Annotated in this window: 26 protein-coding genes; 12 read left to right on the forward strand and 14 right to left on the reverse strand. The window is 70.2% G+C overall.

Features of this window, described 5'->3' with window-relative positions:
• Positions 1-18: 18 nt before the first annotated feature.
• Both AC1Q7O_RS12690 and AC1Q7O_RS12695 read left to right on the forward strand, forming a co-directional pair.
• Complete coding sequence (locus AC1Q7O_RS12690; RefSeq protein WP_492661359.1) at positions 19-1,206, forward strand: efflux RND transporter periplasmic adaptor subunit; 1,188 nt, start codon at positions 19-21, stop codon at positions 1,204-1,206.
• Between the two features lie 82 nt (positions 1,207-1,288).
• Complete coding sequence (locus AC1Q7O_RS12695) at positions 1,289-4,387, forward strand: efflux RND transporter permease subunit (protein WP_492661358.1); 3,099 nt, start codon at positions 1,289-1,291, stop codon at positions 4,385-4,387.
• A gap of 3 nt (positions 4,388-4,390) precedes the next feature.
• Here AC1Q7O_RS12695 and AC1Q7O_RS12700 read toward each other — a convergent pair whose 3' ends face one another.
• The 3 genes from AC1Q7O_RS12700 to AC1Q7O_RS12710 form a co-directional block, all read right to left on the reverse strand.
• On the reverse strand, positions 4,391-4,864 hold the full coding sequence (locus AC1Q7O_RS12700; protein WP_492661357.1) for a low molecular weight protein-tyrosine-phosphatase: 474 nt from the start codon (positions 4,862-4,864) through the stop codon (positions 4,391-4,393).
• A gap of 137 nt (positions 4,865-5,001) precedes the next feature.
• Entirely contained in the window at positions 5,002-5,694 is a 693-nt protein-coding gene (gene rpe / locus AC1Q7O_RS12705; RefSeq protein WP_492661356.1) for a ribulose-phosphate 3-epimerase, read from the reverse strand.
• A 313-nt stretch (positions 5,695-6,007) separates the two neighbouring features.
• On the reverse strand, positions 6,008-6,610 hold the full coding sequence (locus AC1Q7O_RS12710) for a TetR/AcrR family transcriptional regulator (protein ID WP_492661355.1): 603 nt from the start codon (positions 6,608-6,610) through the stop codon (positions 6,008-6,010).
• A gap of 279 nt (positions 6,611-6,889) precedes the next feature.
• Here AC1Q7O_RS12710 and AC1Q7O_RS12715 point away from each other — a divergent pair, with 279 nt between their 5' ends.
• Complete coding sequence (locus AC1Q7O_RS12715; RefSeq protein WP_492661354.1) at positions 6,890-7,819, forward strand: fasciclin domain-containing protein; 930 nt, start codon at positions 6,890-6,892, stop codon at positions 7,817-7,819.
• A 67-nt stretch (positions 7,820-7,886) separates the two neighbouring features.
• Complete coding sequence (locus AC1Q7O_RS12720) at positions 7,887-8,339, forward strand: fasciclin domain-containing protein (protein ID WP_492661353.1); 453 nt, start codon at positions 7,887-7,889, stop codon at positions 8,337-8,339.
• A gap of 94 nt (positions 8,340-8,433) precedes the next feature.
• Here AC1Q7O_RS12720 and AC1Q7O_RS12725 read toward each other — a convergent pair whose 3' ends face one another.
• Together AC1Q7O_RS12725 and AC1Q7O_RS12730 are read right to left on the reverse strand one after the other, a co-directional pair.
• Positions 8,434-9,051 carry a DNA-3-methyladenine glycosylase I gene (locus AC1Q7O_RS12725; RefSeq protein WP_492661352.1) on the reverse strand — a complete coding sequence of 206 codons (618 nt, stop codon included), beginning with the start codon at positions 9,049-9,051 and terminating at the stop codon, positions 8,434-8,436.
• The gene (locus AC1Q7O_RS12730; RefSeq protein WP_492661351.1) at positions 9,048-9,791 is read right to left on the reverse strand and encodes a substrate-binding periplasmic protein; all 744 of its coding nucleotides are present in this window, start codon (positions 9,789-9,791) and stop codon (positions 9,048-9,050) included. The genes AC1Q7O_RS12725 and AC1Q7O_RS12730 overlap by 4 nt, the downstream gene beginning before the upstream one ends.
• 62 nt (positions 9,792-9,853) lie before the next feature.
• On the opposite strand from AC1Q7O_RS12730, the gene apaG reads away from it, so the two are divergent.
• The 3 genes from apaG (at position 9,854) to mltA (ending at position 13,513) form a co-directional block, all read left to right on the forward strand.
• Positions 9,854-10,228, forward strand: coding sequence for a Co2+/Mg2+ efflux protein ApaG (gene apaG, locus AC1Q7O_RS12735; RefSeq protein ID WP_492661350.1), 375 nt, complete (start codon positions 9,854-9,856; stop codon positions 10,226-10,228).
• Positions 10,225-12,186, forward strand: a complete 1,962-nt coding sequence (locus AC1Q7O_RS12740; RefSeq protein ID WP_492661349.1) for a site-specific recombinase — start codon at positions 10,225-10,227, stop codon at positions 12,184-12,186. The genes apaG and AC1Q7O_RS12740 overlap by 4 nt, the downstream gene beginning before the upstream one ends.
• A gap of 232 nt (positions 12,187-12,418) precedes the next feature.
• The gene (gene mltA, locus AC1Q7O_RS12745; RefSeq protein ID WP_492661348.1) at positions 12,419-13,513 is read left to right on the forward strand and encodes a murein transglycosylase A; all 1,095 of its coding nucleotides are present in this window, start codon (positions 12,419-12,421) and stop codon (positions 13,511-13,513) included.
• Here mltA and AC1Q7O_RS12750 read toward each other — a convergent pair whose 3' ends face one another.
• Positions 13,514-13,795, reverse strand: coding sequence for a DUF427 domain-containing protein (locus tag AC1Q7O_RS12750; protein WP_492661347.1), 282 nt, complete (start codon positions 13,793-13,795; stop codon positions 13,514-13,516).
• 25 nt (positions 13,796-13,820) lie between these two features.
• Between AC1Q7O_RS12750 and AC1Q7O_RS12755 the strand changes: the two genes are divergently transcribed.
• From AC1Q7O_RS12755 to AC1Q7O_RS12770, 4 genes are all read left to right on the forward strand, one after another.
• The gene (locus AC1Q7O_RS12755) at positions 13,821-14,075 is read left to right on the forward strand and encodes a hypothetical protein (protein WP_492661346.1); all 255 of its coding nucleotides are present in this window, start codon (positions 13,821-13,823) and stop codon (positions 14,073-14,075) included.
• Positions 14,072-14,437: a c-type cytochrome gene (locus AC1Q7O_RS12760; protein ID WP_492661345.1), complete on the forward strand. Its 366-nt coding sequence runs from the start codon at positions 14,072-14,074 to the stop codon at positions 14,435-14,437. The genes AC1Q7O_RS12755 and AC1Q7O_RS12760 overlap by 4 nt, the downstream gene beginning before the upstream one ends.
• A gap of 56 nt (positions 14,438-14,493) precedes the next feature.
• Positions 14,494-14,715: a DUF7661 family protein gene (locus tag AC1Q7O_RS12765; RefSeq protein ID WP_492661344.1), complete on the forward strand. Its 222-nt coding sequence runs from the start codon at positions 14,494-14,496 to the stop codon at positions 14,713-14,715.
• A 222-nt stretch (positions 14,716-14,937) separates the two neighbouring features.
• A complete protein-coding gene (locus AC1Q7O_RS12770) occupies positions 14,938-15,609 on the forward strand; it encodes a hypothetical protein (protein WP_492661343.1) in 672 nt (223 codons plus the stop codon).
• 154 nt (positions 15,610-15,763) lie between these two features.
• Here the strand turns inward: AC1Q7O_RS12770 and AC1Q7O_RS12775 are convergent, their stop codons facing one another.
• The 4 genes from AC1Q7O_RS12775 to AC1Q7O_RS12790 form a co-directional block, all read right to left on the reverse strand.
• Positions 15,764-17,464 carry an NAD(P)/FAD-dependent oxidoreductase gene (locus AC1Q7O_RS12775; protein WP_492661342.1) on the reverse strand — a complete coding sequence of 567 codons (1,701 nt, stop codon included), beginning with the start codon at positions 17,462-17,464 and terminating at the stop codon, positions 15,764-15,766.
• Positions 17,465-17,551: 87 nt separating this feature from the next.
• The gene (locus tag AC1Q7O_RS12780) at positions 17,552-17,716 is read right to left on the reverse strand and encodes a hypothetical protein (RefSeq protein ID WP_492661341.1); all 165 of its coding nucleotides are present in this window, start codon (positions 17,714-17,716) and stop codon (positions 17,552-17,554) included.
• Positions 17,717-17,786: 70 nt separating this feature from the next.
• Positions 17,787-19,898, reverse strand: a complete 2,112-nt coding sequence (locus AC1Q7O_RS12785; protein WP_492661340.1) for a putative bifunctional diguanylate cyclase/phosphodiesterase — start codon at positions 19,896-19,898, stop codon at positions 17,787-17,789.
• A 25-nt stretch (positions 19,899-19,923) separates the two neighbouring features.
• Positions 19,924-20,292: a methylglyoxal synthase gene (locus tag AC1Q7O_RS12790; protein ID WP_394513959.1), complete on the reverse strand. Its 369-nt coding sequence runs from the start codon at positions 20,290-20,292 to the stop codon at positions 19,924-19,926.
• A 201-nt stretch (positions 20,293-20,493) separates the two neighbouring features.
• On the opposite strand from AC1Q7O_RS12790, the gene AC1Q7O_RS12795 reads away from it, so the two are divergent.
• Positions 20,494-21,288, forward strand: coding sequence for an isocitrate lyase/PEP mutase family protein (locus tag AC1Q7O_RS12795; RefSeq protein ID WP_492661339.1), 795 nt, complete (start codon positions 20,494-20,496; stop codon positions 21,286-21,288).
• Here AC1Q7O_RS12795 and AC1Q7O_RS12800 read toward each other — a convergent pair.
• Genes AC1Q7O_RS12800 through AC1Q7O_RS12815 form a run of 4 tightly spaced genes read right to left on the reverse strand, consistent with a single transcriptional unit; the run spans position 21,279 to position 25,114 of the window.
• Positions 21,279-21,899 (reverse strand): hypothetical protein, encoded by a 621-nt coding sequence (locus tag AC1Q7O_RS12800; protein ID WP_492661338.1) that lies wholly within the window; start codon positions 21,897-21,899, stop codon positions 21,279-21,281. The genes AC1Q7O_RS12795 and AC1Q7O_RS12800 overlap by 10 nt on opposite strands.
• 10 nt (positions 21,900-21,909) lie before the next feature.
• Complete coding sequence (locus AC1Q7O_RS12805) at positions 21,910-22,815, reverse strand: EamA family transporter (protein ID WP_492661337.1); 906 nt, start codon at positions 22,813-22,815, stop codon at positions 21,910-21,912.
• Between the two features lie 48 nt (positions 22,816-22,863).
• Positions 22,864-23,982, reverse strand: coding sequence for a diguanylate cyclase (locus AC1Q7O_RS12810; RefSeq protein ID WP_492661336.1), 1,119 nt, complete (start codon positions 23,980-23,982; stop codon positions 22,864-22,866).
• Positions 23,983-24,034: 52 nt separating this feature from the next.
• Entirely contained in the window at positions 24,035-25,114 is a 1,080-nt protein-coding gene (locus AC1Q7O_RS12815; protein ID WP_492662706.1) for a GGDEF domain-containing protein, read from the reverse strand.
• Positions 25,115-25,163: the final 49 nt, after the last annotated feature.

Raw genomic sequence — 25,163 nt, forward strand, 5'->3', positions numbered from 1 at the left:
ACCTTTCGGCAGGCTTGCATGCGCGCGACCCCTCCCTTGATCCTCTGCGGCCTCGTGCTGGCGCTTCTGGCCGGCTGCGGGCGCAAGGATGACGTTGCCGGCGCGCCCGCGTCCGGCGCGCCTGCCCCGGCCGGTGCGGCCAGCGCGCCGCCGCCGCAGAACGTCACGGTGGTGCAGGTCAGGCAGGCCGACGTGCCCATCACCGTGGAGGCCAGCGGCACCGTCACCGCGCTGCAGAGCGTGGACCTGCGCGCGCAGACGACGTCCACCGTCGCGCAGGTGCTGGTAAAGGACGGGCAGACGGTCACGAAGGGCCAGTTGCTGTTCCGCTTCGACGACCGCGCCGACCGCGCCGCGCTGGAGAAGGCCCGCGCCCAGCTTGCGCGTGACCGCGCCAGCCTCAGCGACCTGGAGCGCCAGCTCAACCGCGCCAGGGAGCTGCGTGCGCAGAACTTCATCGCGCCCAGCGCCGTCGACACCGCGCAGGCCAACTTCGACGCCGGCCAGGCGCTGGTGCGCAGCGACGAGGCCGCCGTGCAGGCCGCGCAGGTGACGGCCGGCTACAACGAGCTGCGCGCGCCCATCAGCGGCCGTGCCGGCATCGTCAGCGTCTACCCCGGCAGCCTGGTGCAGGCCAACGCGACGGCGGCGGCGCTCGTCAACATCGCGCAGCTGGACCCCATCGCCATCACCTTCACGGTGCCCGAGACGCAGCTGGCGTCGCTGCTGGCCGCCACGCGTGCCGGCGAGCTGGACGTGGAGGCGCCGCCGCCACCGGGTGCGCCCAAGGGTGCCGCCGCCATCAAGGGCCGCGTGACGGCGGTGGACAACCTCGTCGACACGACGACCGGCACCATCAAGGTCAAGGCCGAGTTCGACAACAAGACCCAGGCGCTGTGGCCGGGCCAGTACCAGCGCGTGCGCGTCACGCTGCGCACGCTGAAGGGCGCCACCGTCGTGCCGCAGGCCGCCATCATCATGCGCGGCAACGACCGTTCGGTGTACGTCGTGGGGCCGGGCAACACGGCCAAGCTGGTACCGGTGCAGCTGCGCCAGGCGATGGGCGAGCAGGTCGTCGTCGACGGGCTGGACGCGACGGCGCAGGTCGTGCTGGACGGCAAGCAGAACCTGCGGCCGGGCACGCCGCTGCGCATCCAGGCGCCGGCGGCGGCAGCCGCCAAGCCGGCTTCGGGCGCCAGCAAATGAGGCGGACCGAGCGTAGGGCCGCCCCAAGCCGGGCCGTTATCCCCTCGGGGGATCGATCGATGTACTCATCGAGCGAGGGGCTATGAGAATCACCGAAGCGTTCATCCGGCGGCCGGTCATGACCGTGCTGCTGAACCTGTCGCTGGTCATCGCCGGCCTGGCCGCGTGGAGCAAGATCCCGGTCGCCGCGCTGCCGTCGTACAACACGCCCATCATCAACGTCGGCGCGTCGCTGCCGGGCGCGTCGCCCGAGACGATGGCCTCGTCCGTCGCGCTGCCGCTGGAGAAGCAGTTCTCCACCATCCCCGGCCTGCAGACGATCTCGTCGACGAACACGCTGGGCAACACGTCGCTGACGCTGGAGTTCGATCCGTCGCGCAACATCGACGCGGCCGCCGTGGACGTGCAGGCGGCGCTGTTCCGCAGCTTGCGCGCGCTGCCGACGGAGATGACGTCGCCACCCAACTACCGCAAGGTCAACCCGGCCGATGCGCCGGTGCTGATGGTGGCGCTGACGTCGCCGTCCATGGACCTGACGGAGCTGAACGACTACGCCGAGAACCTGCTGTCGCCGGGCCTGTCGACCATCGACGGCGTGGCCCAGGTGTCCATCTACGGCCAGAAGCGGTATGCGGTGCGCATCAAGGTGCGCACCGAGCTGCTGAACCAGCGCAACATCACGCTGGACGAGTTGCAGACCGCCGTGCGCGCCGCCAACGCCAACACGCCGGTGGGCGTGCTGGACGGCTCGCGCCAGACGCTGACCATCCAGGCCAACAAGCAGCTGAAGAACGCCGCCGAGTTCGGTCGCGTCGTCGTCGCCTCGCGCAACGGCGCGCCGGTGATGCTGCGCGACGTGGCCGAGGTGCAGGACAGCGTCGAGACCAGCAAGACCTACGCCACCTACCAGGGCGAGCGCTCCATCACGCTGGCCATCCAGCGCCAGCCCGACGCCAACACCGTGCAGGTGGTCGACAAGGTCAAGGCGCTGCTGCCGCGCTACGCCGCGCAGATGCCGGCCTCGGTGCAGATGAGCACGCTGAACGACCGCTCGGTGTCCATCCGCGAATCGCTGCACGACGTCTACGTGACGCTGGCGCTGACGGTGGGCCTGGTGGTGCTCGTCATCTTCATCTTCCTGCGCCGCGCGGTAGCCACGCTGATCCCGACGGCCTCGCTGCCGATCTCGCTGATCGGCGCGCTCACCCTCCTGTTCGCGCTCGGCTACTCGCTGGACAACATCTCGCTGCTAGGCATCACGCTGGCCGTGGGCCTGGTGGTGGACGACGCCATCGTCATGCTGGAGAACATCGTCCGTCACGTCGAGGACGGCATGAAGCCCTTCGACGCCGCCGTGCGCGGCGCGCGCGAGATGGCGTTCACCATCCTGTCGATCTCGGTGTCGCTGGTGGCGGTGCTGATCCCGATCTTCTTCATGCCGGGCGTCATCGGGCTGCTGTTCCACGAGTTCGCGGTCGTCGTCGGCCTGGCCATCCTGGTGTCGGCCGTCGTGTCGCTGACGCTGGTGCCCATGCTGTGCAGCCGCCTGCTGAAGGCCGACGAGCACCATGAGGACGGGCCCATGGGCCGCCTCTTCGAGCGTGGCTTCACGTGGACGCTGGACGCCTACACCCGCACGCTGGACCTGGCGCTGCGCCATCGCAACTGGGTGCTGGGCGTGGCGCTGCTGAGCTTTGCGGCCACCGGCTGGTTCTACGCGACCATCCCCAAGGGCTTCTTCCCCGAGGAGGACATCGGGCAGCTGCGGGCCAGCACCGAAGCGCCCGACGACACCTCCTTCGCCGCCATGACGCTGCTGCAGGACCGGGTCGCGGAGATCGTCCGCAACGACCCCAACGTCGCCGCGCTGAGCTCCGCGGTGGGCGGCGGCGGTGGCGGCGGGGGCACCAACACCGGCCGCATGTTCATCAACCTGAAGCCGCGCGGCGAGCGCCAGGCGATGAAGGAGGTGGTCGAAGGCCTGCGCAAGAAACTGCGCGCAGTGCCCGGCATCCAGGTCTACCTGAGCCCGGTGCAGAACCTGCAGCTCGGCGGCCGCCAGAGCAAGAGCCGCTACCAGTACACGCTGCAGTCCGTCTCGGCCGGCGAGCTCAACACCTGGGCGACCAAGCTGCAGGACAAGCTGCGCACCGATGAGCGCTTCCGCGACATCACCAGCGACTCGCAGATGCGCGGCCTGCAGGCCAGCCTCGTCATCGACCGCGAGCGCGCCTCGCTGCTGGGCGTGGACATGGGCGAGCTGCGCAACGCGCTGTACGGTGCGTTCGGCGAGCGCCAGGTGTCCAGCATCTACGCCGAGAGCAATACCTATCAGGTCATCATGGAGGCGGGCGACGACGACCGCAGCAGCGAGACCGCGTTCGACAAGATCTACCTGCGCGGCAACAACAATGCCCAGGTGCCGCTGACGGCCTTCGCCACCGTGCAGCGCACGCTGGGCCCCACGGCCGTCAACCACCAGGGCCAGCTGCAGGCCGTCACGATCAGCTTCAACCTCGCACCCAACGTGCCGCTGGGCGATGCGACCAAGCAGATCAGCGCCTTCACGCAGGAGATCAAGCTGCCGCCCAGCATCATCACGAGCTATGGCGGCGACGCGGCGGTGTTCCAGGACTCACAGAGCGGTCAGCTGCTGCTGATCGGCCTGGCCGTGGCCGTCATCTACGTGCTGCTGGGCGTGCTCTATGAGAGCTACATCCACCCGCTGACCATCCTGGCCGGCCTGCCGTCCGCGGCGGTGGGGGCGCTCATCACGCTGCAGCTGTTCGGCATGGAGCTGACGATCATCGCCACCATCGGCATCGTCATGCTGATCGGCATCGTCAAGAAGAACGCGATCATGATGATCGACTTCGCGCTGGACGTGCAGCGCAGCCAGGGCCTGGCGCCGGCGGTGGCCATCCGCCAGGCCTGCATCCTGCGCTTCCGGCCCATCATGATGACGACACTGGCCGCGCTGATGGGCGCGCTGCCCATCGCGCTGGGCCTGGGCGCTGGCGCCGAGCTGCGCCAGCCGCTGGGCCTGGCCGTGGTGGGTGGGCTGATCCTGTCGCAGGCGGTGACGCTCTACATCACGCCGGTCATCTACCTGGCACTGGACCGGTTCAGCGGCACGGGGCCGGACATGCGCGAGGTGGCCGAGGCCACCAGCAAGGTCTGAAGATCAGCCCAGCTTGAGCCGCCCCTCGCGGCTCTCCGCGAGCAGCCGCTGGGCTGCGCGTTCGATCATGGCGATGACGGCGTCGAAGCCGGCGACGGGGCCGAAGTAGGGGTCGGGGATGTCCTGACCGGCCATGTCGGGCAGGAAGTCGGTCAGCAGCAGGATGCGGGACTGCAGTTCCGGCGCGGCCTTCTTGCGCAGTGCCTCGACGTGCTCGGCCTCCATGGCCAGCACGAGGTCGTAGCGGCCCAGGTCCTCCGGCTCCGCGCGGCGCGAGCGCCACTTGCGCGCCAGGCTGTAGTTGTGCCGCGCCAGCGCCGCCGCGGCACGCGCATCCACCGGGCCGCCGCGCGGGTCGGCGTGCACGCCGGCCGACTCGATGGTCTTGAACACGTCGCCCAGCTTCGCCTTGAAGATGGCCTCGGCCATCGGCGAGCGGCAGATGTTGGCGGTGCAGACGAGCAGGACGGCGGCCATAGGCATGATTCAGTTGTGCGGGACGAGCGCCGGGCCGCTCCCAAGCCGGCCCGTTCTGGCGATGTGCTTGCCGGTCGAGCCGGCAAGCATCGCCATCCCCTCGGGGGATCGGCCAAGGTGCGCCTTGGACGAGGGGCTCACGGTGCTGCGAGCTGTTGGCGCATCGCGTCGATGACGGCCTTGTAGTCGGGCTTGCCGAAGATGGCCGAGCCGGCGACGAAGGTGTCGGCGCCCGCGTCGGCGATCTCGCGGATGTTGTCCACCTTCACGCCGCCGTCGATCTCCAGCCGGATGTCTCGGCCGCTGGCGTCGATGATCTCGCGCACGCGCCGCAGCTTGGCCAGCGACGACGGGATGAAGCTCTGGCCGCCGAAGCCCGGGTTCACGCTCATCAGCATGATGACGTCCACCTTGTCGATGACCCACTCCAGCACGTCCAGTGGCGTGGCGGGGTTGAAGACCAGGCCGGCCTGCTTGCCCTCGCCGCGGATGAGCTGCAGCGTGCGGTCCACGTGCGTGCTGGCGTCGGGGTGGAAGGTCACCACGTCGGCACCGGCGCGGCAGAAGGCCTGGGCCAGGCTGTCGACGGGCTGCACCATCAGGTGCACGTCCAGCACGGCCGGCGTGCCGTCGGGCTTGACCGCGTGCTTGCGCAGCGCCTCGCAGATCATGGGCCCGAAGGTCAGGTTGGGCACGTAATGGTTGTCCATCACGTCGAAGTGGATCCAGTCGGCGCCGGCGGCCAGCACGGCCTTCACCTCGTCGCCCAGGCGGGCAAAGTCGGCGGACAACAGGCTGGGGGCGATCAGATGGGAGCGTGCAGCAGGCATGGCCGCCATTCTAGGGAGGCGCCGTGCGGGGGCCTTGCCGCTGCTGTTAGGGCCTGTTAACCCTACGGAAGCAGGCCGCGTTGTGGTCAGAAAGCCCGTGAACAAGGCGCAAACCGCAGCCGGGTTCGATACCCGGCGAGGATTTGCAACGCCGTGCGCGGGCTTTCTGACCACAACCCGAAGGGAAGGCCCGCCGCCACAGGCCACTCCGCGTTGCACCGCTGGCCCGCATATCAATGCGGGCTGCGCGTTGCGCCTTGATTGGCCTGTGGCGGCGGGCCTTCGCGGCCTACTCCCGTAGGGTTAACAGGCCCTAAGCGCCGAGGCCGCGGAAGCAGTGCTCCACCAGCCAGGTGACCACCTGCTCGTCGCTGTGGGCGCCGCTCGCCCGCAGCGCGCCCAGCACGGGGTCACAGGCACGGGCGTACAGCTGATACAGCACCAGCTCGGGTGGCACGGTGGTGTCCAGCTTGCCGGCGGCCTGGGCCTCGGTGATCCAGCCGCCCAGCTCGTCGGACAGCTGCATCAGCCGGTCCATGTAGCCCTTGTCGCCCATCAGCGCGCCGCGCAGCGACGAACTCTGCGAGGGCAGGGCCGGCATCTGGCCGGCAATCTGCTGCTCGTAGGCCCAGCGCGCCAGCGCCTTCAGCCGGCCCACGGCGTCCAGGTCCATGCTGCGCAGCCGGGCCACCTCGTCCAGCGCCCGGTCCAGCACGCGCACCATGGCGGCGGCGGCCAGCTCTTCCTTGGACGTGAAGTGCTTGTAGAGGCTGGCCTTGCCGATGCCCACGTCGGCGACGACCTCGTCCACCGTCATCGCGTCGAAACCCTTCTCGGCCAGCAGCCGGTTCACCGACGCGACGATGGCCTCCTCACGGGCCTGGAGCACTTGTTCCTTGAAGCTGGGTCTGGCCATGCCGGCGATTCTAGTCGGGGCGGTTCCCGGATGAACTTTCCAGTCGCTTACAAAACTTTCAATTCCAAAATTGGACTGCTGTGTTGACATGGAGAACTGAATAGTTCACATTCTGAACCACTCAGTCTTGAATGGTGCAGCCATGTCGTCCTGTCACTCGCGCGCTTGCCGTCCAAGGCGTCCCTCCGGACTCTGAGCCCTTTCCATCCCTGGTTGTTGCGGCGCCTCGCGTGGGGCGTCGTGGCCCCGCTCATCCCAACAAGTCTCAAGGAGATCTCCATGCTCGGAACGAACTGGTTGAAGCGTCTCGGCCTGGCGCTGATGTTCAGCGGCCTGACCGCCTGCGGAGGGGGTGACCCCGAGCCCAACATCGTCGAGACGGCCCAGGCCGACGCCCGCTTCAGCACGCTGGTGGAGGCGGTGCAGGCGGCAGGCCTGGCGGACACGCTGTCCGGCCCCGGCCCGTTCACGGTGTTCGCGCCCACCAACGACGCCTTCGCCGCGCTGCTGACCGAGCTGGGCGTCACCAAGGCCCAGCTGCTGGCCGACAAGGCGCTGCTGACGCAGGTGCTGCAGTACCACGTGCTGTCCAGCCAGGTGCTCAAGGCCGGCGTGCCACTGGGCAAGGCCATCACGCCGCTGGCAGGCGGCATCTTCAAGGTGGACTCGCGCGGCAGCGACCTCGTCATCACCGACGGCCGCAACCGCACCGCCCGCATCACCGCGACGGACCTGCAGACGCGCAACGGTGTCATCCATGTCGTCGACCGCGTGCTGCTGCCGGCCGACAAGACCATCGTCGCCACCGCGCAGGCCACGCCGGACTTCAGCATCCTGGTGGAAGCCGTCGTCGCCGCTGGCCTGGTGGACACGCTCAACGGCACCGGCCCGTTCACCGTGTTCGCGCCCACCAATGCCGCCTTCGCCAAGCTGCTGACCGAGCTGGGCGTCACCAAGGCCCAGCTGCTGGCCGACAAGGCGCTGCTGACCCAGGTGCTGACCTACCACGTGCTGCCGGCCCGCGTGCTGAAGGCCGACGTGCCGGTGGGCAGCGCGATCACGACCGCGCAGGGCCAGACCTTCACGGTGGACGCCAGCCTGGCCATCACCGACCAGCGCGCCCGCAAGGCGGCCATCACCGCCACCGACGTGCTGGCCCGCAACGGCGTCATCCATGTGATCGACACGGTGATCCTGCCGCGCCCCTGAGTGTTTCCATCCCGGCCCGTTCCGGGCCTGTTCCTCCCCGCCCCCCGGCATTTCCTAGGAGTTTTCGATGAAGCGCTATCTCGCCATCTGTGCCCTGTCCCTGCTGTCGGCGGCCGCCCAGGCCAAGGACATCGTCGACACCGCCGTTGCCGCCGGCAACTTCAAGACGCTGGCCACCGCCCTGCAGGCGGCCGGCCTGGTCGATACCTTGAAGGGCCCCGGCCCGTTCACGGTGTTCGCGCCCACCGACGCCGCCTTCGCCAAGATTCCCAAGGCCGATCTGGACGCGCTGCTGAAGGACAAGGCCAAGCTCACCGCGGTGCTGACCTACCACGTCGTGCCGGGCAAGGTCATGGCCAAGGACGTCAAGGCTGGCAAGGTCAAGACGGTGCAGGGCAGCGAGCTGACCATCGGCACCATGGGCGGCGTGACGGTGGACAACGCCAAGGTCACGGCCACCGACATCGCCGCGGACAACGGCGTCATCCACGTCATTGATTCGGTGGTGCTGCCGAAGTGAGGCCCCTCGGCCAGCCGCGCCTCGCTGAACGCGGGCGCGGCTGGCCGGCCCCCCGACGGGCCGGCTTGGGAGCGGCCCGGCGCTCGGCCCGAAGTCAACGCGGCCGGATGAAGGCCTCGCGCGCCGCTTGCGCCTCGGCCCAGTGATGACAGCCGGGCTGGTGGTCGTTGATGAGGCCCATGGCCTGCATCAGCGCATGCATGGTCGTCGGGCCGACGAACTTCCAGCCGCGTTTCTTCAAGTCTTTCGACAGCGCTTCGGACGGCGCCGACGTCGCCAGGTTGTGCGCCACCGAGTTCTGCGGCGGCTCGAAGCGCCACAGGTAGGCGGCCAGCGAGCCTTCCGCTGACACCAGCTCCACGCAGCGCCCGGCGTTGTGGATGGCCGCCTCGATCTTGCCGCGGTGGCGCACGATGCCGGCGTCGGCCAGCAGGCGTTGCACGTCCGCCTCGCCGAACTTCGCCACCGCGTGGAAGTCGAAGCCAGCGAACGCCGCGCGGAAGGCCTCGCGCTTGTTCAGGATGGTCCGCCACGACAGGCCGCTCTGGAAGCCTTCCAGGCACAGCTTCTCGAACAGCCGGAAGTCGTCCGCCACCGGGCGGCCCCACTCGTCGTCGTGATAGCGCAGATAGGCGGCGTCGCCGGGCGCGGCCGCGCACCAGGCGCAGCGCGGCCGGCCGTCGGGCGGCAGGTACAGGGGTTTGGGGCTCATCGGTATTTTTCGGTCAGCTGCCGCAGCACGCCGTCTCGTTCCAGCTTGCGCAGCGCCTGCGTCAGCCGTTCCTCGTGCGCGGCCGGCAGGTCGGGGCGCAGCGCCAGGAACTGCGGCTCTTCCTGGAACACCGTGCGGCCCAGCTTGAGCTGCTCGCCCAGCCGCGTCTCGGCGATGTGGCGCTGCAGGTTGATGTCTTGCCCGTAGATGATGTCGGCCCGGCCCATCTTCAGCATCTGCAGCGCCTCGCGCTCCGACGCCACCTCGGCGATGGCCACGCTGGCGTTCACGAGGTGGCGTGCGATGGCCGTGCCGCGCATGACCAGCACGCGCTTGCGGTGGCTGGCCTGGGCCAGCTGCTCCAGCGTGTCGATCTGGCGCGCATCGTCGGCGCGCTGCACGACGACGTGGCGGATGGTGTACAGCGGCACCGGGGCGTAATGCCACTGCCGCTCGCGCTCGGGCGACTTGAGCAGGCAGAAGAAGGCGTCGACGAGACTCTCCGCCAGCAGCCGTTCCACACGCTTGAGCGGCACGTGCTGCTCCAGCCCCGTGAAGTGCAGGCCCGGGTCGACGCGCTCCACGGCGCGCAGGATCTCCAGGCACAGCCCCGGCCGCAGCTTGTTGTCGGGGTCGTACTTCACCATCGACCCACTCTGCTGGGCCGTGCGCAACGTCAGCTCCTGCGCGTGGGCACACGGGCCCAGCAGCGCGATCAGCAGCCAGAGCCGGTGGAGCACTTAGGATCACGCATCCTGATCGACATGGGCTGAGCATAGCGCCCGGCCGGCACAATCACCCGATGGCCAACCCCCGATTCAGTTGCAGCGTCGCCGTGCACGCGCTGCCCGAGCAGACCCACCTCGAGCAGGGCCTGTACGCCTACAGCTACACCGTCACCATCGAGAACACCGGCGACGTGCTGGCCCAGCTGATCGGCCGGCACTGGGAGATCACCGACGCCCGCGGGCAGGTGCAGGTCGTCGACGGCCTGGCCGTCGTGGGCCACCAGCCGGTGCTGGCGCCGGGCCAGAGCTTCCAGTACAGCTCCTGGGCGCAGATCTCCACGCCGCAGGGCAGCATGCACGGGCGCTTCCTGTGCGTGACCGAGGGCTGCGAGATCTTCCACGCCGACGTGGCCGAATTCCTGCTGGCGGATTCGGCGAGCCTGCATTGAGCTGGGACCTCACCGCCCTGCTGAACGCCGCCGACCCGCAGGCGCAGCTCGCCGAGCGCAACCTGTGGCTGGTGCGGCTGCTGGAGTGGCTGCGCCACGCGCCGCGCGACGCGATGGCGCCCGGCACGCCGCTGCCCATCGTGCGGCTCAAGCACCTGCTCAACGTGCTGGAGCGCCACCCCGAGCATGCGCACAAGTTCGCCGCCGTCATCGCCGGCGTCTGGAACGACGTGGACGCCGTCAGCCTGTTCGCCGAGGTGGGCTTCGCGCCACGCATGGCGCTGTGGCACGAGTTCCTGGGCCGGCTGCGCCGCCGGCTGCTGCCCGCCACCACCGACACGCGCGACCTGGCCGAGCTGTTCGAGCTGCTGTTCGGCGACGAGCGCGACGAGGACTGGATCGCCGCCATCGACGACGAGTTGCTGGCCCGGCTGAGCCTGCTGTTCGCCGCGGCGCCCGACGAGGGCTGGCGCGTGGAGATGCAGGCCGCCGTCACGGTGCTGGTCAGCAGCGTGCATGCCGCGGGCCTGGCCGGGCCGCTGCGCGTGCGCATGGACACGCAGCTGCTGCAGGACAAGCCCTTCCACCAGCTGCCCGCCGCCTGGGAGGCGGTGGAGCGCGCGCTGGCGCCGCACGACACTGCCGCGCTCGCGCCGGCGCTGCAACTGCTGCGCGTGCTGCTGGACCGCTGCCGCAGCGCCGCGCTGACGGTGCCCGAGCACCTGGAGGCGCACGGCGTGTCGGTGGACCTGATGTTCTCGGTGGAGCAGCTGACTGCGCGGCTGGACCGCATCGAGGCGCTGCTGGCCTGCCTGCTGTCCGCGCAACCGCAGCGCGAGCTGCTGCGGCTGGTGGCGGGCCTGGTGCGGGTCGTGCACGAGCGGCGCAGCCTGCGCACGCTGTTCGCGCGCCACTACTCGCTGCTGGCCCGCAAGGTGGCCGAGCGCAGCGCCGAGACGGGCGAGCACTACATCACCCGCAACCGCGCCGAGTACCGCGACATGCTGGCCCGTGCGGCCGGCGGCGGCGCCATCATCGCCGGCACCACCTTCCTCAAGTTCATCATCGCGATGCTGGGGTTCACCGCCTTCTGGGGCGGCTTCTGGGCCGGCGTGAACTACGCGCTCAGCTTCGTCGTCATCCACCTGCTGCACTGGACCGTGGCCACCAAGCAGCCCGCCATGACGGCGCCGGCGCTGGCCCACAAGCTGCAGGGCGTGGACCGTGACGACGGCCTGCAGGGCTTCGTCGACGAGGTCACGCACCTGACGCGTTCCCAGGTCGCCGGCATCGTCGGCAACCTCGCGCTGGCCGCGCCGGTGGTGCTGGCCGTGCAGGGGCTGTGCTGGCTGGCGTTCGGCGCGCCGCTGGTGGGCGAGCGCGATGCGCACTACGTGCTGCACTCGCTTAGCCTGGGCGGCCCGTCGCTGCTGTTCGCCGCGTTCACGGGCACGCTGCTGTTCGCGTCCAGCCTCATCGCCGGCTGGGTGGAGAACTGGTTCGTCTTCCACCGGCTGGACAGCGCCATCGCGTGGAACCCGCGCCTCGTCACGCTGCTGGGGGCCACGCGCGCGCAGCGCTGGTCGCGCTGGTGGCGGGCCAACATCTCGGGCCTGGCGGCCAATACCAGCCTGGGCCTGATGCTGGGGCTGGTGCCGGCGCTGCTGGGCTTCGTCGGGCTGGGCATCGAGGTGCGGCACGTGACGCTGTCCACCGGCCAGCTGGCCGCCGCGGTGGGCGCCCTGGGCGTGGGAGTCATGCAGACCTGGGCGTTCTGGTCCTGCGTGCTGTGCATCGCCGGCATTGGCCTGCTCAACGTCGGCGTCAGCTTCCTGTGTGCGTTCAAGGTGGCGCTGCGCTCGCGCGGCGTGCGGCTGGCTGACCGCAGGCGCGTCTACGCCGCCATCCGGCAGCGGCTGCGCAGCGAGCCTCTCAGCTTCCTGATCCCTCCGAAGTGAGGCCCCCCGTCCAAGGAGTACCTTGGCCGGCCCCCCGGGGGGGCGGCGATGCTTGCGGCTTCGAGCCGCAAGCACATCGCCTGAGCGGGCCGGCTTGGGAGCGGCCCGGCGCTCGGCCCGCGGTCAGTGGTCGTCGCGACGCTCGCCCTTGTTGCGGCCGGCGAACATGGTCCACCAGATGATGAAGACAAAGATCAGCAGCGCGCCGAGGGCTTCGAGGGCGAGGAGCAGCATGGCGTGGTGGGCGCGTGGTGGGCTGGCGGCGATTCTAGGAAGCCTGGCTGCCTGCTCCACGCAGCCGCCCGCACCGGTCGCGCCGCGGCCGGGCCCGCCGGCGGCGGTGCCGGCCGCTCCGTCGGCCGCGCGCTGGGTGGCTGCCGACTGGCAGGAGCTGCCCGGCTGGGGCAGCGATGACCTGCCCGCCGCCTGGCCCGCGCTGCTGGCCGGCTGCCAGCGCCCGGCGCCGGGCTGGGCCGAGTTCTGCGCCCGCGCCGCGCTGCAGTCGCCCGCCGACGGCTTCGAGGCGACGCTGCTGCTGATGAAGCACCTGCGCCCGTGGCGGCTGGCAGGCGAGGGCGGCGACACCGGCCTGCTGACCGGCTACTTCGAGCCGCAGCTGGCCGCCAGCCGCACGCGCCAGGGCGCGTTCCAGTGGCCGCTGCACGCGCTGCCGGCCGACCCCGCGCTGCGCCGCCTGCCGCGCCGCGACATCGACGCCCACCCGCGCTTCGCCGCGCTGGCGCTGGCCTGGCTGGACGATCCGTTCGCGCTGCTGCAGCTGCAGATCCAGGGCTCGGGCCGCCTCGTCACGCGCGACGCCGGCGGCGCCGAGCGCATCAGCCGCGTCGCGTTTGCGGGGCACAACGACCAGCCGTTCGAGTCCATCGCCAAGGCGCTGCTGGCGCGCGGCGAGGTGCGCGATGCGAGCTGGAAGGGGCTGAGCGACTGGGCCCGCAGCAACCCGGCCAAGGTGCGCGACGCGCTGGCCGTGAACCCGCGCGTCGTCTACTTCCGCGAGGAGGCGCTGGCCGACGCGGCCCAGGGCCCGCGCGGCGCCCAGGGCGTGCCGCTGACGCCGGGCCGCTCGGTCGCCGTCGACAAGGCCTTCATCGGTCTGGGCACGCCGCTGTGGCTGGACAGCACCGAGCCGCTGTCCAGCACGCCCATGCGCCGCCTCGTGATGGCGCAGGACACCGGCGGCGCCATCCAGGGCGCCGTGCGGGCGGACCTGTTCTGGGGCTGGGGTGACGACGCCGCGCTGCAGGCCGGCCGCACGAAGCAGCCGCTGCGGCTGTGGGCGCTGCTGCCCGAGGGCATGAGGCCCTGACTATTCCGAAACCTTGACGCCCTTCCAGAACGCGTAACGGCCCTTGATCTCGGCCGCGGCCGGCAGCGGGTCGGGGTAGTACCAGACCGCGTCCGGGTTCATCTCGCCGTTCACCAGCAGGCTCAGGTACTTGGCCTCGCCCTTCCAGGCGCAGCGGCTCACGTGGTTGCTGAACGTCGTGTACTGGGTGTTCAGCGACTCGGCGGGGAAATAGTGGTTGCCTTCGACGACGACCGTGTCGTCGCTTTCGGCCAGGGTGATGCCGTTCCAGACTGCCTTCATGCGGGTCTCCTTGAAAATGGATTCGATGAAACGCTACCACTCCCACCTCGGACGCGACATCGTCATCACCGGCGGCAGCGCCCGCGACCTGGCGCCGGGCCAGTTCGGCGTGCTGGCCGTCGACGGCGGCGCGGGCGGCTGGTCCGTCGTGCACAAGGGGCCGGACGGCGAGGTCGTCGAGCTCAACAACGAGATGCACTTCGAGCTGCCCGAGGAGGCGCTCGCGTTCGCGAAGGAACTGATCGACCTGCTGCCCCCGGCCGAGGGCGACGCACCGTGAAAGCGCTGGCCGTGGCGTTGCTGCTCGCGCCGCTGCTGGCCGGTGCCGCGGGCGACCCAGCTGCCGGCCGCCGGCTGTTCGCGTCCTGCGCCAACTGCCACGCGGTGGGCCTGTCGGCCCGCCACGGCTTCGGCCCGCAGCTCAACGGCCTGCTGGGCCGCAAGGCCGGCAGCCTGCCGGGCTTCGCCTATTCGCCCGGCATGAAGGCGTCGGGCCTGGTGTGGAACGAGGCCACGCTGACCGCCTTTCTGCGTGACCCTGGCGGCACGGTGCCTGGCACCAAGATGCGCTACTGGGGCGTCGGCATCGACGAGCGCAAGGTGGCGGACCTGCTGGCGTACCTGGCGGCGCAGCAGCGTTGACGAGGCGGGCGCCTAGACTCGGATGCACGCTTCACCCGCCTGAAGGATGGCCCGCGATGCCCGCCCAACGCTTCAACGTCTTCGGCCGCCTGTTCGACATCGAGCGCCGCAATGCCGGCTGGTCGGTGCTGCAGGTCGGCAACGACGGCAAGCGTGCGCCAGCCATGTTCGTCATCCCGGAGTTCGTCGTGGACGACGAACTGGAGCAATTCCTGTTCGACCTGTTCCATGAGCAGGCGGCGTACAGGAAGGGTGGCATTGCCAGGGTGCAGCGTTGATGCGTGAGCCGCCATTTCCGGTGCCCGGACCGTCTCGCATTTGTCGGATCGCGCCGCTTTTGCCGATGTTTCATTGGCATAGTGCTTGGACATCAAACACTTGCGACAGCGGCTTCTGTTTTTTGCAGCAGCGGCTGTCGCTGTAGAACGTCAGGCGTCACGACTACCATCATGCCCACTTGGTCAGATCTTGAGTCGAGGTTTCATGCGCTGGAGCCAGCCATGCAGTTCGCACGCCTCGACCGTCAATCCGGAACGGACGGCGAGCACTGGCGAATCGCTGGCCTAACAGATGGCATTGCACGATCCAGGTTCGAAGCAATTGCGGCTTTGGCTGGTCGCAAGTTGCTTGAAACCCCGTGCCAGCCACCTGAAATCTTCTCTGAAGCAACAGACCTCATTCGCTGGTATCGCCGGCTAGCGTTCAATTCGCCTCATTTTCAGCATGGGCTGTTCGGTCACCTAAAAGATGACAAAGGGAAGAATGTTGGCTGGGTCTCGTCAGGCTCAATCAATCGCCCGGCAGCCGTCGCCGCAACTATGTGCTTGGAGCTCATGTCCATGACCAACGAACCGTCTGACTCCCCTACAGCTCCTGGATTGAGCATCAACGTCACCGGGCCGAACAGTCGCGTGAATATCGGGTCGCACGATCAATCAACAAACGTTGCCTCACACAGTGCATCGACTCAACTGTTTCAGAGTCTGCGTGAATCCATAGCCGCGGGTGTCGGCAGCGACGAACAAGGGCTGCTATTGGCTCGAGTTGACGCGCTCGAATCAGCTGTCAACAAGTCGACCTTTCTCGATCGCTACAAGGAGTTCATCCAGGCGGCAGCCAATCACGCCAGCGTCATCGGCCCGTTCTTGCCGGCGCTAGCAAACTTGCTGTAGTGACGAACAGCCCTTTGCTTGAGGTGAGTCCCACGGCTTCGAACTTGGGCCGCGACCCCTTGTGGTTCATCATCCGTCACGTGGCCCAGGTGCCAATCTGCGGTGGTCGCCTCCGCTCAACGTTTAGTCTGGCCGGCCTCAAGTCGCGATCACCTCACACCTGCCCACCCGCCTTCGCCCCCTTGCCCTGCAGCACCGGCGCGTCGGGCATGCCCAGCAGATCCGCCGCCAGTGCCTCGGCCACTTCGATGCCATCGACACCGGCCGACATGATCCCGCCCGCATAGCCGGCGCCTTCGCCGGCCGGGAACAGCCCGCGCACGTTGAGGCTCTGGTAGTCCCGTCCGCGGTTGATGCGCAGCGGGGATGAGGTGCGCGTCTCCACGCCGGTCAGCACCGCGTCCGGCCGGTCGAAGCCGCGGATCTGGCGGGCGAAGGCGGGCAGGGCTTCGCGGATGGCTTCCAGCGCGTAGGTCGGCAGCGAGCCGCGGCCTTTTTCCTGCAGGTTGGTCAGCGTCACACCGGGCTTGTAGCTGGGCGCCACGTCGCCGAATTCCTTGCTGACCTGGCGCTTGATGAAGTCGCCCACCAGCGAGCCCGGCGCCAGGTAGCCGCCGCCGCCCAGTTCGTAGGCGCGGCTTTCCCAGAGGCGCTGGAAGGCCATGCCGTCGAGAGGGTTCACCGGGCTGCCGTCGCGCTTGCCGTCCTGGCGGTAGTCCTCGGGCGTCAGGCCCACGACGATGCCGGCATTCGCGTTGCGCTCGTTGCGCGAGTACTGGCTCATGCCGTTGGTGACGACGCGGCGTTCCTCGCTCGTCGCGGCCACGACGGTGCCGCCCGGGCACATGCAGAAGCTGTAGACGGCGCGGCCGTTCTTGGCGTGGTGCACCAGCTTGTAGTCGGCCGCGCCGAGGATGGGGTTGCCGGCGCTGGGCCCGAAGCGTGCCGCGTCGATGAGCGACTGCGGATGCTCGATGCGGTAGCCGATGGAGAAGGGCTTGGCCTCCATGTGCACGCCACGCGCATGCAGCATCTGGAAGGTGTCGCGCGCGCTGTGGCCCAGCGCAATGACGACGTGGGTGGCGGCAATCTGCTCGCCGGATTCGAGCGTCAACCCGCGCACGGCGCCGTTCTCGATGTGCAGGTCGGTCACCTTCTGCTGGAAGCGGATCTCGCCGCCCAGCGCCTCGATCTCGGCCCGCATCTTGATGATCATGCTGACGAGGCGGAAGGTGCCGATGTGCGGCTTGCTGACGTAGAGGATCTCCTCCGGCGCGCCGGCCTTGACGAACTCGGTCAGCACCTTGCGGCTGAGGTGGCGCGGGTCGCTGATCTGGCTCCACAGCTTGCCGTCGGAGAAGGTGCCGGCGCCGCCCTCGCCGAACTGCACGTTGCTCTCGGGGTGCAGCTTCTGCTCGCGCCACAGGCCCCAGGTGTCCTGCGTGCGCTCGCGCACGGCTTTGCCGCGCTCCAGCACGATGGGGCGCAGGCCCATCTGCGCCAGGATCAGCGCGGCGAACAGCCCGCAGGGCCCGAAGCCGACGACGACCGGGCGCGGGCCGGTGTGCTCGCCGACCTGGGCGAGGAAGTGGTAGCCGGTGTCGGGCGTGGGGCGGATGTGGTGGTCGCCGGCGAAGCGGGCCAGCACGGCGGCCTCGTCGACGCCCTGGCTCAGCGTGCAGTCCAGCGTGTAGACGAGCTGGATGTCGCTGCGCTTGCGCGCGTCGTAGCCGCGGCGGAAGACGTGGACGGCGGCCAGCTCGGTGTCGGCCAGCTTCAGGCGGGCCAGCACGGCCGGGCGCAGCGCGTCCTCGGCATGGTTGAGCGGCAGGCGGAGTTCGGTGATGCGGATCATGTTGCTTGGTCGATAGTTAGCCGACAAAAACAAACAGGCCCCGCGGGGCCTGTGTGTGGGGGATCTCCAGGCGCGTGGCCCGAAGAATCAGCCCGAATGCGGGCGCTTGCCCGGGTTCTTCTTCGAGCGGGTGTGCGCGCCGCGCTCCAGGCTGCTCAGCTGGCCCTTGCCGGCCGTGAAGGTGACGCCCTTGGGGGCGGCGGGACGGGGGGTGGCGCGGCGGTCCGCTTCGGTAACGATCTTGTTGCCCATGAATGGCTCTCCAGTAAAACAAGCCCTCAGCAGGGGCTGAATCGCAAAACAGCGACGAAAGGCGCGGATTTTAGCCTGTTGTGCGCAGCCAGTCTTCCAGGGCCGGCAGGTCCATGGGTTTGGCCAGCAGATAGCCCTGCAGCAGGTTGCAGCCGCAGCGTGTGACGACGGTCAGCTCGGCCGCGTTCTCCACGCCCTCGGCCGTCACCGTCAGGCCCAGGCCCTGGCCCACGCCGACGATGGATTTCAGCAGCGCCTCGCGGCGCGGGTCGGTGTGCACGTCCTGCACGAAGCTGCGGTCGATCTTCAGCTCGTCCACTGGCAGGTGCTGCAGGTAGGCCAGCGAGGATTGCCCGGTGCCGAAGTCGTCGATGGCCAGGCGCACCCCCCAGCTCTTCAGCGCGTGCAGCACGGCGATGGGGTCGGTGCCGCTGGACATCAGGCCGGTCTCGGTCACTTCTAGCTGCAACTGCCCGGGGTCCACGCGGTACTCGGCCAGCATCGCGGCGAGGCGGGCGGGCAGCGTCTGGTCCTGGATGTCCAGCGTGGAGATGTTGACGGCGATGTACAGCGGCGCCAGGCCGGCCGCCTCGCGCTCGGCCAGCGTGCGCACGGCGCGGGCCAGCATCCAGTCGGTGATCTGGCGGATGCGGCCGCTGCGCTCGGCGAAGGGGATGAAGTCGCACGGCGGCAGCCAGCCGCGTTGCGGGTGCTGCCAGCGCACCAGCGCCTCGGCGCCGACGATGCGGCCGTTGGCCAGGTCGCGCTTGGGCTGCAGGTACTGGCGCAGCTGGTCCTGCTGGATGGCGGTGTGCAGGTCGGACAGCAGGCTCAGGTGCAGCGCTCGTGCGGCCTCGGCGCTGGGGTTGTAGACGGACACCGGCTGGCGCAGCCGCTTGGCCTCGAACATGGCCTGCTCGGCGCGGCGCAGCAGCGTCTCGGTGTCGTCGGCATGCTCGGGCCAGTGGGCCACGCCCAGCGACACGGACAGGTCCAGCGACTGTCCCTGCCACGACAGCTTGTGCTCCACCTCCTCGCGCAGCTGAGCGGCGAGCGCGGCGCCGTGCTCCAGCCGCGCCACCGGCGCCAGCGCCGCGAAGGTGCCGCCGGCCAGCCGGCCGTAGGCGGCGGCGCCGTCGTCGAACAGCGACGCGAGCTTGGTGGCCGCGCCGCGCAGCAGCGCGTCACCGGCGTCGAAGCCCAGCACGCCGTTGACGGCCTTGAGCCGGTCCACGTCCAGGCAGATCAGTGCGGCCAGCTGCTGGCGGTCCTTCAGGTCGGCCAGCAGCCGGTCGCCGTCGGCGATGAAGCGGGCGCGCTGCGGCAGGCCGGTCAGCAGGTCCACGTCGGCCAGGCGGCGCAGCTCGGCCTCGCGTTCGCCGACGGCGATGGCCATGGTGTTCATCGCGGCGGCCATGTGGCCCAGCTCGTCGGCGGAGTCCACCTCGATGCGGTGGCCGTACTGGCCCTGCGCGATGAGCTCGGCGCCGTCCTCGGCGCGCTTGAGCGGCCGCACGATGGAGCGAGTGACGCTGACGGCCAGCAGCGCGCCGGCCACCAGCGCACCCACGCACAGCGCCAGCACGCCTGTGCGGTCGCGGTCGATCTGCTCGCGCAGCTCGCGGGCCTTGGCCGTGCCGGTGCGCTCCTCGCTGGCGGCCAGCTGGAAAATGGCGCCGACGAACAGCGACAGCGCCTCCTCGGTGTTACCGCCCAGCTGCGCGCGGGCGGCCAGGAAGTCGTCGTACTCGATGAGGTCGCGCACCGCGACGTAGGCGGCGCGGTACTCAGCCAGGCTCTGGCGCACCTCGGCCAGCCGCTCGCTGCGCGGCCCGGGCGGCAGCATCAGCGCCAGGCGCTGCATCGCGTCGTCCAGCCGCGCGTTGGCGGCGGTGATCTCAGGGTAGGCGGCCAGACGCAGCTCGTCGTCCGGGCTCATCAGCACCAGCAGCTTGCGCGCGGCGGCTTCGGCGTTGCGGTTGATCTCGTTGACGGCGTCGCGGATGGCGGCCTGCTCGTCGACGATCTGGTTCAGCGCATCAGACAGCCCCGCCAGCCGCACCACCGACAGTGCCGCCAGGCCCATCAACAGCAGCAGCAGCAGCCCGAAGGCCAGGCCCAGCCGGGTGCGGATGCGCAGCCGCCTCGACAGGCGGGTTGGCGGCCGTGCACCCAGGGTCACTGGCGGGTGCTCCGGCCGCGTGGCGTCACGCCTGGCTCCAGCGCTGCAGCAGCAGCCGCGCGGTGGCCACGTTGGTGGCGCAGGGCACGTCGTGCACGTCGCAGGCGCGCACCAGCGCGTTGATGTCGGGTTCGTGCGGCTGCGGCGTCATCGGGTCGCGCAGGAAGACGACGCCGTCCAGCTCGCCCACCGCCAGCCGCGCGCCGATCTGCAGGTCGCCGCCCCAGGGGCCGCTGAGCATGCGCTCCACCGTCAGGCCGTGGGCCTCGGCGAGGCGGGCGCCGGTGGTGCCGGTGGCCAGCAGCGAGCAGCCGCGCAGCAGCGGCAGGAACTCGGCGGCGAGGGCGATCATGGCGTCCTTCTTGCCGTCGTGGGCGATCAAGGCGAGTCTCATCGGGCGTGGCTGCTGTTCAAAAGCAGTCACGTTACACGCAGTCCGCGTCGCTCAGTGCGAAGAACTTGGCAGTTCGGCCGCCTGCCTGGTATCGCTCACTTCGCTGCGGCGGGCGACAGCTGTCGACGCCACGCCGCTGCCATGCGCTGGCAGCAGGTCCAGGCAGCATGGCAACCCTTCAACCTCTGCACCAAGACCGCCATGAACTTCCGCCAGCTGCACCAGGGCCCCGCGCTCCTGAAGATCGCCAACGTCTGGGACGCCGGCAGCGCCGTGCTGGTGCAGGCGCTGGGCGTGCCCGCCATCGCCACCACCAGCGCCGGGCTGGCCTGGGCGCTGGGCTATGCCGACGGCAACCAGCTGCCCGTCGAGGAGCATGCGGCCGCGCTGCGCCGCATCGCCCGCGTCACGCGCGTGCCGCTGTCGGCCGACAGCGAGGCCGGCTACAGCGACGACCCGGCCACCGTGGCCGACAACGTCATGCGCCTGGCCGACGCGGGCGCCGTGGGCATCAACCTGGAGGACGGTGCCGGCGCGCCGGCGCTGCTGTGCCGCAAGGTCGAGGCCATCAAGGCGGCCGTGGCCCGCGCCGGCGTGGACCTGTTCATCAACGCGCGCTGCGATGTCTGGCTGAAGAACCTGGCGCCGGGTCGCGCGGTGGAGGAGACGCTGCTGCGTGCCCGCGACTACGCGGCAGCCGGCGCCGACGGGCTGTTCGCGGCTGGCGTGACGGCGGCGGGCGACATCGCCGCGCTGGTGGCCGGCCAGCCGCTGCCGCTGAATGTGATGGCGCGGCCCGCGATGCCGGGCCTGGACGAGCTGCAGCGCCTAGGCGTGCGCCGCGTCAGTGCCGGCAGCGCCATCGCCGAGGCCGCCTGGGGGCGGGCGCAGCGGGCGGCGGCGGGCTTCCTGCAGCACGGCGCCTGCGACGACCTGTTCGACGGCGCGGCGCCCTATCCGCAGATCAACGCGGCGCTCGGCGCCGCTCAGAGCTGAATCGACACCCGCAGCTGCAGCTCGCGCTCGGGCTGGCCCGCGGCGTCGCGGCTGCTGACGGTGCCGCGCGGCGCGGCCGGTGTGGCGCCGCCGATGCGCGCCGCGGTGTGCCAGCGCTCCATCGGCAGGTCCAGCGTCGAGCGGAAGGCGTTGTCGCCCTCCTGCACGTCGAACACGACGCGCACGGGTGCGGCACCGCCCGCCCAGGTGGGCGTGACCATGAAGCTGTGCGTGACGGCGCGCTCCTGCGTGGCCGGCCTGGCGTAGACGCGCCGGGTCGCGTGGCTGGCGTCCAGCTCCACGGTGGTGTCCACCCATTGCAGCGGTTCGCGGGTCGTCAGCCGTACGTCGGCGCGCTGGCCGTTCTGCACCAGCAGGCGCTGCGTCGGCAGCGACACCGCGGGGGCGGTGGACGTGACGACGCCCGGGCCGCGCGGCGACACGGCGCCGGCCGTGCCGACGACGGTGGCGCCGTCGCGCACGCCGGCCTGGGCCGACGGCGGCAAGAGCGTGTCCACCCAGCGCAGTTCGACGAGCAGCTGCACCTCCGGCGGCGCGGCGTTCGCGAGCAGGGGCATCAGCATCAGCAGGAACAGGGGGCGGCGCTTCATGCCCCCGAGCTTAGTCCCGTGCCGGCCGGGGGCGTGTCGCCAAAAGCCGCGGCCCGAACAGATTGATCGCCAGACCGGCCATGACCAGCGCCGCCGCCAGCAGCTTCCAGCCCGGCAGCGGCTCGCCCAGCAGCAAGGCGGCGGCGCCCATGCCGAACACCGGCACCAGCAGCGCCATCGGCACGATGCGCGCGGCCGGGTGCCGGGCCAGCAGCCAGGCCCAGCAGCCGTAGCCGAACAGCGTGTTCGCGAAGCTCTGCCACAGCACGGCGGCCCAGGTGCCGGCGCCGGCCGCGGCCAGTGCCGGTGCGATGCGATCGGGGCCGTCCACCAGCAGCGCCAGCACCAGCAGCGGCGGCACCGCGAACGCGCTGCTCCAGACGACGTAGGCCAGCATGTTGACGCCGCCGGCCCGCTTGCCGACGAGGTTGCCGCAGGCCCACGAGAACGCCGCGGCCAGCACCAGCCCCAAGCCCAGCGGCGTGGTGCTGCCGTCGGTGTGCGCCACGATGACGGCGATGCCCGCGACGGCCAATGCCAGGCCGAGCCAGGTGTTCACCTGTATGCGTTCGCCGCTCAGCCGCATGGCCAGCAGCAGCGTGAAGAACACCTGTGTCTGGATGACCAGCGAGGCCAGGCCCGGCGAGATCTCGCTGCGCATGGCCAGGTACAGCAGCCCGAACTGGCCCATGCCGACGAACAGCCCGTAGCCCGCCAGGTTGCGCCAGCCCACGGCCGGCCGCGGCAGGAAGAAGCAGGCCGGCACGAACGCGATGGCGAAGCGCAGCACGGCCAGCGTCATGGGCGGCATGACGGCCAGCGCGTACTTGATGACGACGAAGTTGCTGCCCCAGATGGCCACGACGGCGAGGGCAAGCAGCAGGTGGCGCAGGGGTAGCAGGGGCGATGGGGTCATGGAGTCAGCCATTGTGCGGGCCGGGCGCCGCCCGCCCCCCAGCGGAGCTCATGCATCCGTGCAGACGCGGTCGCGGCCTTCGGACTTGGCCTGGTACAGCAGCCGGTCGGCGCGCTCCAGCGTCTCGGTCAGCGGCTCGCCAGGGCGGTGGCCGGTCACGCCGATGGACACGGTGATGCTGACGGGCTGCGCCTCGCCGATGTCGATGCGCAGCGCGGCCACCTGCTGGCGCAGCCGCTCCATGCCGGCGCGGGCCAGCGGCAGCGGCGTCTCGGGCAGCAGCACGAGGAACTCCTCGCCGCCCCAGCGCGACAGCACGTCGGTGGCGCGCAGTGCGGCCTGGCCGGCCCGGGCGAAGGTGCGCAGCACCGTGTCGCCGGCCGCGTGCCCGTGGGTGTCGTTGACGTGCTTGAAGTGGTCGAAGTCCGCGATGGCGATGCAGAAGTCGTGGTGGTGGCGTTCGGAGCGCAGCTGCTCCTGGTCCATCAGCGCCTGCATCTGGCGGCGGTTGGGCAGGCCGGTGAGTTCGTCGCGCGTGGCAATGGCCTGCAGCTGGGCCAGTGCGCGGGCCAGCTCGGCGCGCTGGTGCGACAGCCGGCGCCGGATGCGGCTCAGCCGCGCCGTCAGCACGGCCACGGCCGGCAGCATGAAGGCCAGCATCAGGAAATGGCCCACCTCCACCTCCGGCGGGTAGGCCGCGGGCTGGCGCACGGCCATCGTGGCCATGACGCCGCCGAACAGCGCCAGCGCGAACAGGCACAGCCCGTAGGCATGGCTGGCGCGCAGTTGGAACATTCCGAACATCAGGATCAGGTTGAGCACAGGGAAGCAGGCGCCGCGCAGCGGCCCGGCCTGCGCATAGCCCAGCGCGGCGGCGGTGAGGGCGAAGGCGATCTGCTCGCGCGTCATCGACGGGTCGTCCAGCCGGCGCGACCAGCCGCTGCGGATGGCCGTGTAGAACACGACCATGCCACCCAGCGAGCACGCCGACCAAGCCCACAGCAGGGAGTCGGCCTGGCTGCCGGACAGCCTGACCGCGTAGTGCAGCACCGACACGCTGATCACCATGAGCAGCATCGCCAGCGAGGTCTGGCGAAGCCGCAGCCGCTGGTCGGCGTCGGTGCCCAGCCAGAGTGTGCCCAGCCGTCTGAGGAACGACATCGCCATGGCCCCTAGCCTAACGCGTCGCGACGCGGTGCCGGGCCTTGCCGGCGGGGCGTCAGAACAGCTCGGAGCCGCCGTAGCTGGGAGCCTCAACCTCGCCCTGGCGCACCAGCGCCTGGTAGTCGCAGACGCGGTTGCGGCCGGTCTCCTTGGCCTGGTAGAGCGCGCGGTCGGCCCAGGCCAGCACTTCCTGCGGCAGGTCGTTGGGGTCGGCGTGGCTGAGCCCGATGCTGATGGTGGCGCGGCCCACCTGCGGGAAGATGTGCTGTTCCACGGTCTGCCGCAGGCGTTCGAGGATGGCCAGCGCGTCCTGGGAGTCCTTGGCCGAGAACAGCAGCACGAACTCCTCGCCGCCGTAGCGGAACAGCAGGTCCGACGCGCGCAGCGCCGACATCATCAGCCGCGAGATGAGCAGCAGCACCTCGTCGCCGACGACGTGGCCGTAGGTGTCGTTGACCCGCTTGAAGTGGTCCACGTCGACGACGGCGATCCAGTGCGACGACGGGGCGTGCATGCGCCGCCCGTCCGGTGCCGCGCCGGGCTGCTCGCTGCGCGACAGGATGCTCCAGATGCGGTCGAAGCTGTTCTCCAGCGCCTGGCGGTTGAGCAGCCCGGTCAGCCGGTCGCGCTGGCTGACGTCCAGCAGGTCGTAGTAGTTCGCATAGACCTCCAGCACGCCCTTGATGATGGCGTCCTCGGTCAGCGTGACCTCGCGGTCGCGCGTGAAGACGAAGTAGCCGCAGATCTCGCGGCCGCCGAACAGCGGGTAGGCGACGAGCAGGTCCTGCGCCTGGGCGCGCTTGCGCGTGCAGGGCTTGCCCAGCAGCCGCACGTTGTCCAGCAGCGCGCGCACGTCGGGCTCGATGTTGGCGTCGTTGAACACCTCCTCGTTGCGCTCCACCAGGCGCGCCATGCCGTCGGACTCGACGACGCGCGAATGGTGGTGGTGCAGCACGCGCACGGCGGACGTGAGGTCGTCGATGCGGTACAGCGACGAGTCGAGCACGCCCAGCATCGGGCACAGCGTCTTCAGCAGGCTCTGCTCCAGCAGCGCGGTGTCGCGGATGGAGGTCATCTTGCCCAGCTTGCTGAGCAGGCTGGGCATTTGCATCTTGGGGGTGTCGCTCGGGATCATGGCGGGCCTTTGCAGCGGCGGCGAGCGGCCCAGTCTATGCCCGCACCAC

It is taken from the genome of Roseateles sp. GW823-FHT07B05, from assembly GCF_058794515.1.

Bases quoted from the DNA above. Each gene is read 5' to 3' on its own strand.
- AC1Q7O_RS12690 (WP_492661359.1), top strand. From the start codon at position 19: ATGCGCGCGACCCCTCCCTTGATCCTCTGCGGCCTCGTGCTGGCGCTT.
- AC1Q7O_RS12695 (WP_492661358.1), top strand. From the start codon at position 1,289: ATGAGAATCACCGAAGCGTTCATCCGGCGGCCGGTCATGACCGTGCTG.
- AC1Q7O_RS12700 (WP_492661357.1), bottom strand. From the start codon at position 4,864: ATGGCCGCCGTCCTGCTCGTCTGCACCGCCAACATCTGCCGCTCGCCG.
- rpe (WP_492661356.1), bottom strand. From the start codon at position 5,694: ATGCCTGCTGCACGCTCCCATCTGATCGCCCCCAGCCTGTTGTCCGCC.
- AC1Q7O_RS12710 (WP_492661355.1), bottom strand. From the start codon at position 6,610: ATGGCCAGACCCAGCTTCAAGGAACAAGTGCTCCAGGCCCGTGAGGAG.
- AC1Q7O_RS12715 (WP_492661354.1), top strand. From the start codon at position 6,890: ATGCTCGGAACGAACTGGTTGAAGCGTCTCGGCCTGGCGCTGATGTTC.
- AC1Q7O_RS12720 (WP_492661353.1), top strand. From the start codon at position 7,887: ATGAAGCGCTATCTCGCCATCTGTGCCCTGTCCCTGCTGTCGGCGGCC.
- AC1Q7O_RS12725 (WP_492661352.1), bottom strand. From the start codon at position 9,051: ATGAGCCCCAAACCCCTGTACCTGCCGCCCGACGGCCGGCCGCGCTGC.
- apaG (WP_492661350.1), top strand. From the start codon at position 9,854: ATGGCCAACCCCCGATTCAGTTGCAGCGTCGCCGTGCACGCGCTGCCC.
- mltA (WP_492661348.1), top strand. From the start codon at position 12,419: ATGGCGTGGTGGGCGCGTGGTGGGCTGGCGGCGATTCTAGGAAGCCTG.
- AC1Q7O_RS12750 (WP_492661347.1), bottom strand. From the start codon at position 13,795: ATGAAGGCAGTCTGGAACGGCATCACCCTGGCCGAAAGCGACGACACG.
- AC1Q7O_RS12755 (WP_492661346.1), top strand. From the start codon at position 13,821: ATGAAACGCTACCACTCCCACCTCGGACGCGACATCGTCATCACCGGC.
- AC1Q7O_RS12765 (WP_492661344.1), top strand. From the start codon at position 14,494: ATGCCCGCCCAACGCTTCAACGTCTTCGGCCGCCTGTTCGACATCGAG.
- AC1Q7O_RS12770 (WP_492661343.1), top strand. From the start codon at position 14,938: ATGCAGTTCGCACGCCTCGACCGTCAATCCGGAACGGACGGCGAGCAC.
- AC1Q7O_RS12775 (WP_492661342.1), bottom strand. From the start codon at position 17,464: ATGATCCGCATCACCGAACTCCGCCTGCCGCTCAACCATGCCGAGGAC.
- AC1Q7O_RS12780 (WP_492661341.1), bottom strand. From the start codon at position 17,716: ATGGGCAACAAGATCGTTACCGAAGCGGACCGCCGCGCCACCCCCCGT.
- AC1Q7O_RS12790 (WP_394513959.1), bottom strand. From the start codon at position 20,292: ATGAGACTCGCCTTGATCGCCCACGACGGCAAGAAGGACGCCATGATC.
- AC1Q7O_RS12795 (WP_492661339.1), top strand. From the start codon at position 20,494: ATGAACTTCCGCCAGCTGCACCAGGGCCCCGCGCTCCTGAAGATCGCC.
- AC1Q7O_RS12800 (WP_492661338.1), bottom strand. From the start codon at position 21,899: ATGAAGCGCCGCCCCCTGTTCCTGCTGATGCTGATGCCCCTGCTCGCG.
- AC1Q7O_RS12805 (WP_492661337.1), bottom strand. From the start codon at position 22,815: ATGACCCCATCGCCCCTGCTACCCCTGCGCCACCTGCTGCTTGCCCTC.
- AC1Q7O_RS12810 (WP_492661336.1), bottom strand. From the start codon at position 23,982: ATGGCGATGTCGTTCCTCAGACGGCTGGGCACACTCTGGCTGGGCACC.
- AC1Q7O_RS12815 (WP_492662706.1), bottom strand. From the start codon at position 25,114: ATGATCCCGAGCGACACCCCCAAGATGCAAATGCCCAGCCTGCTCAGC.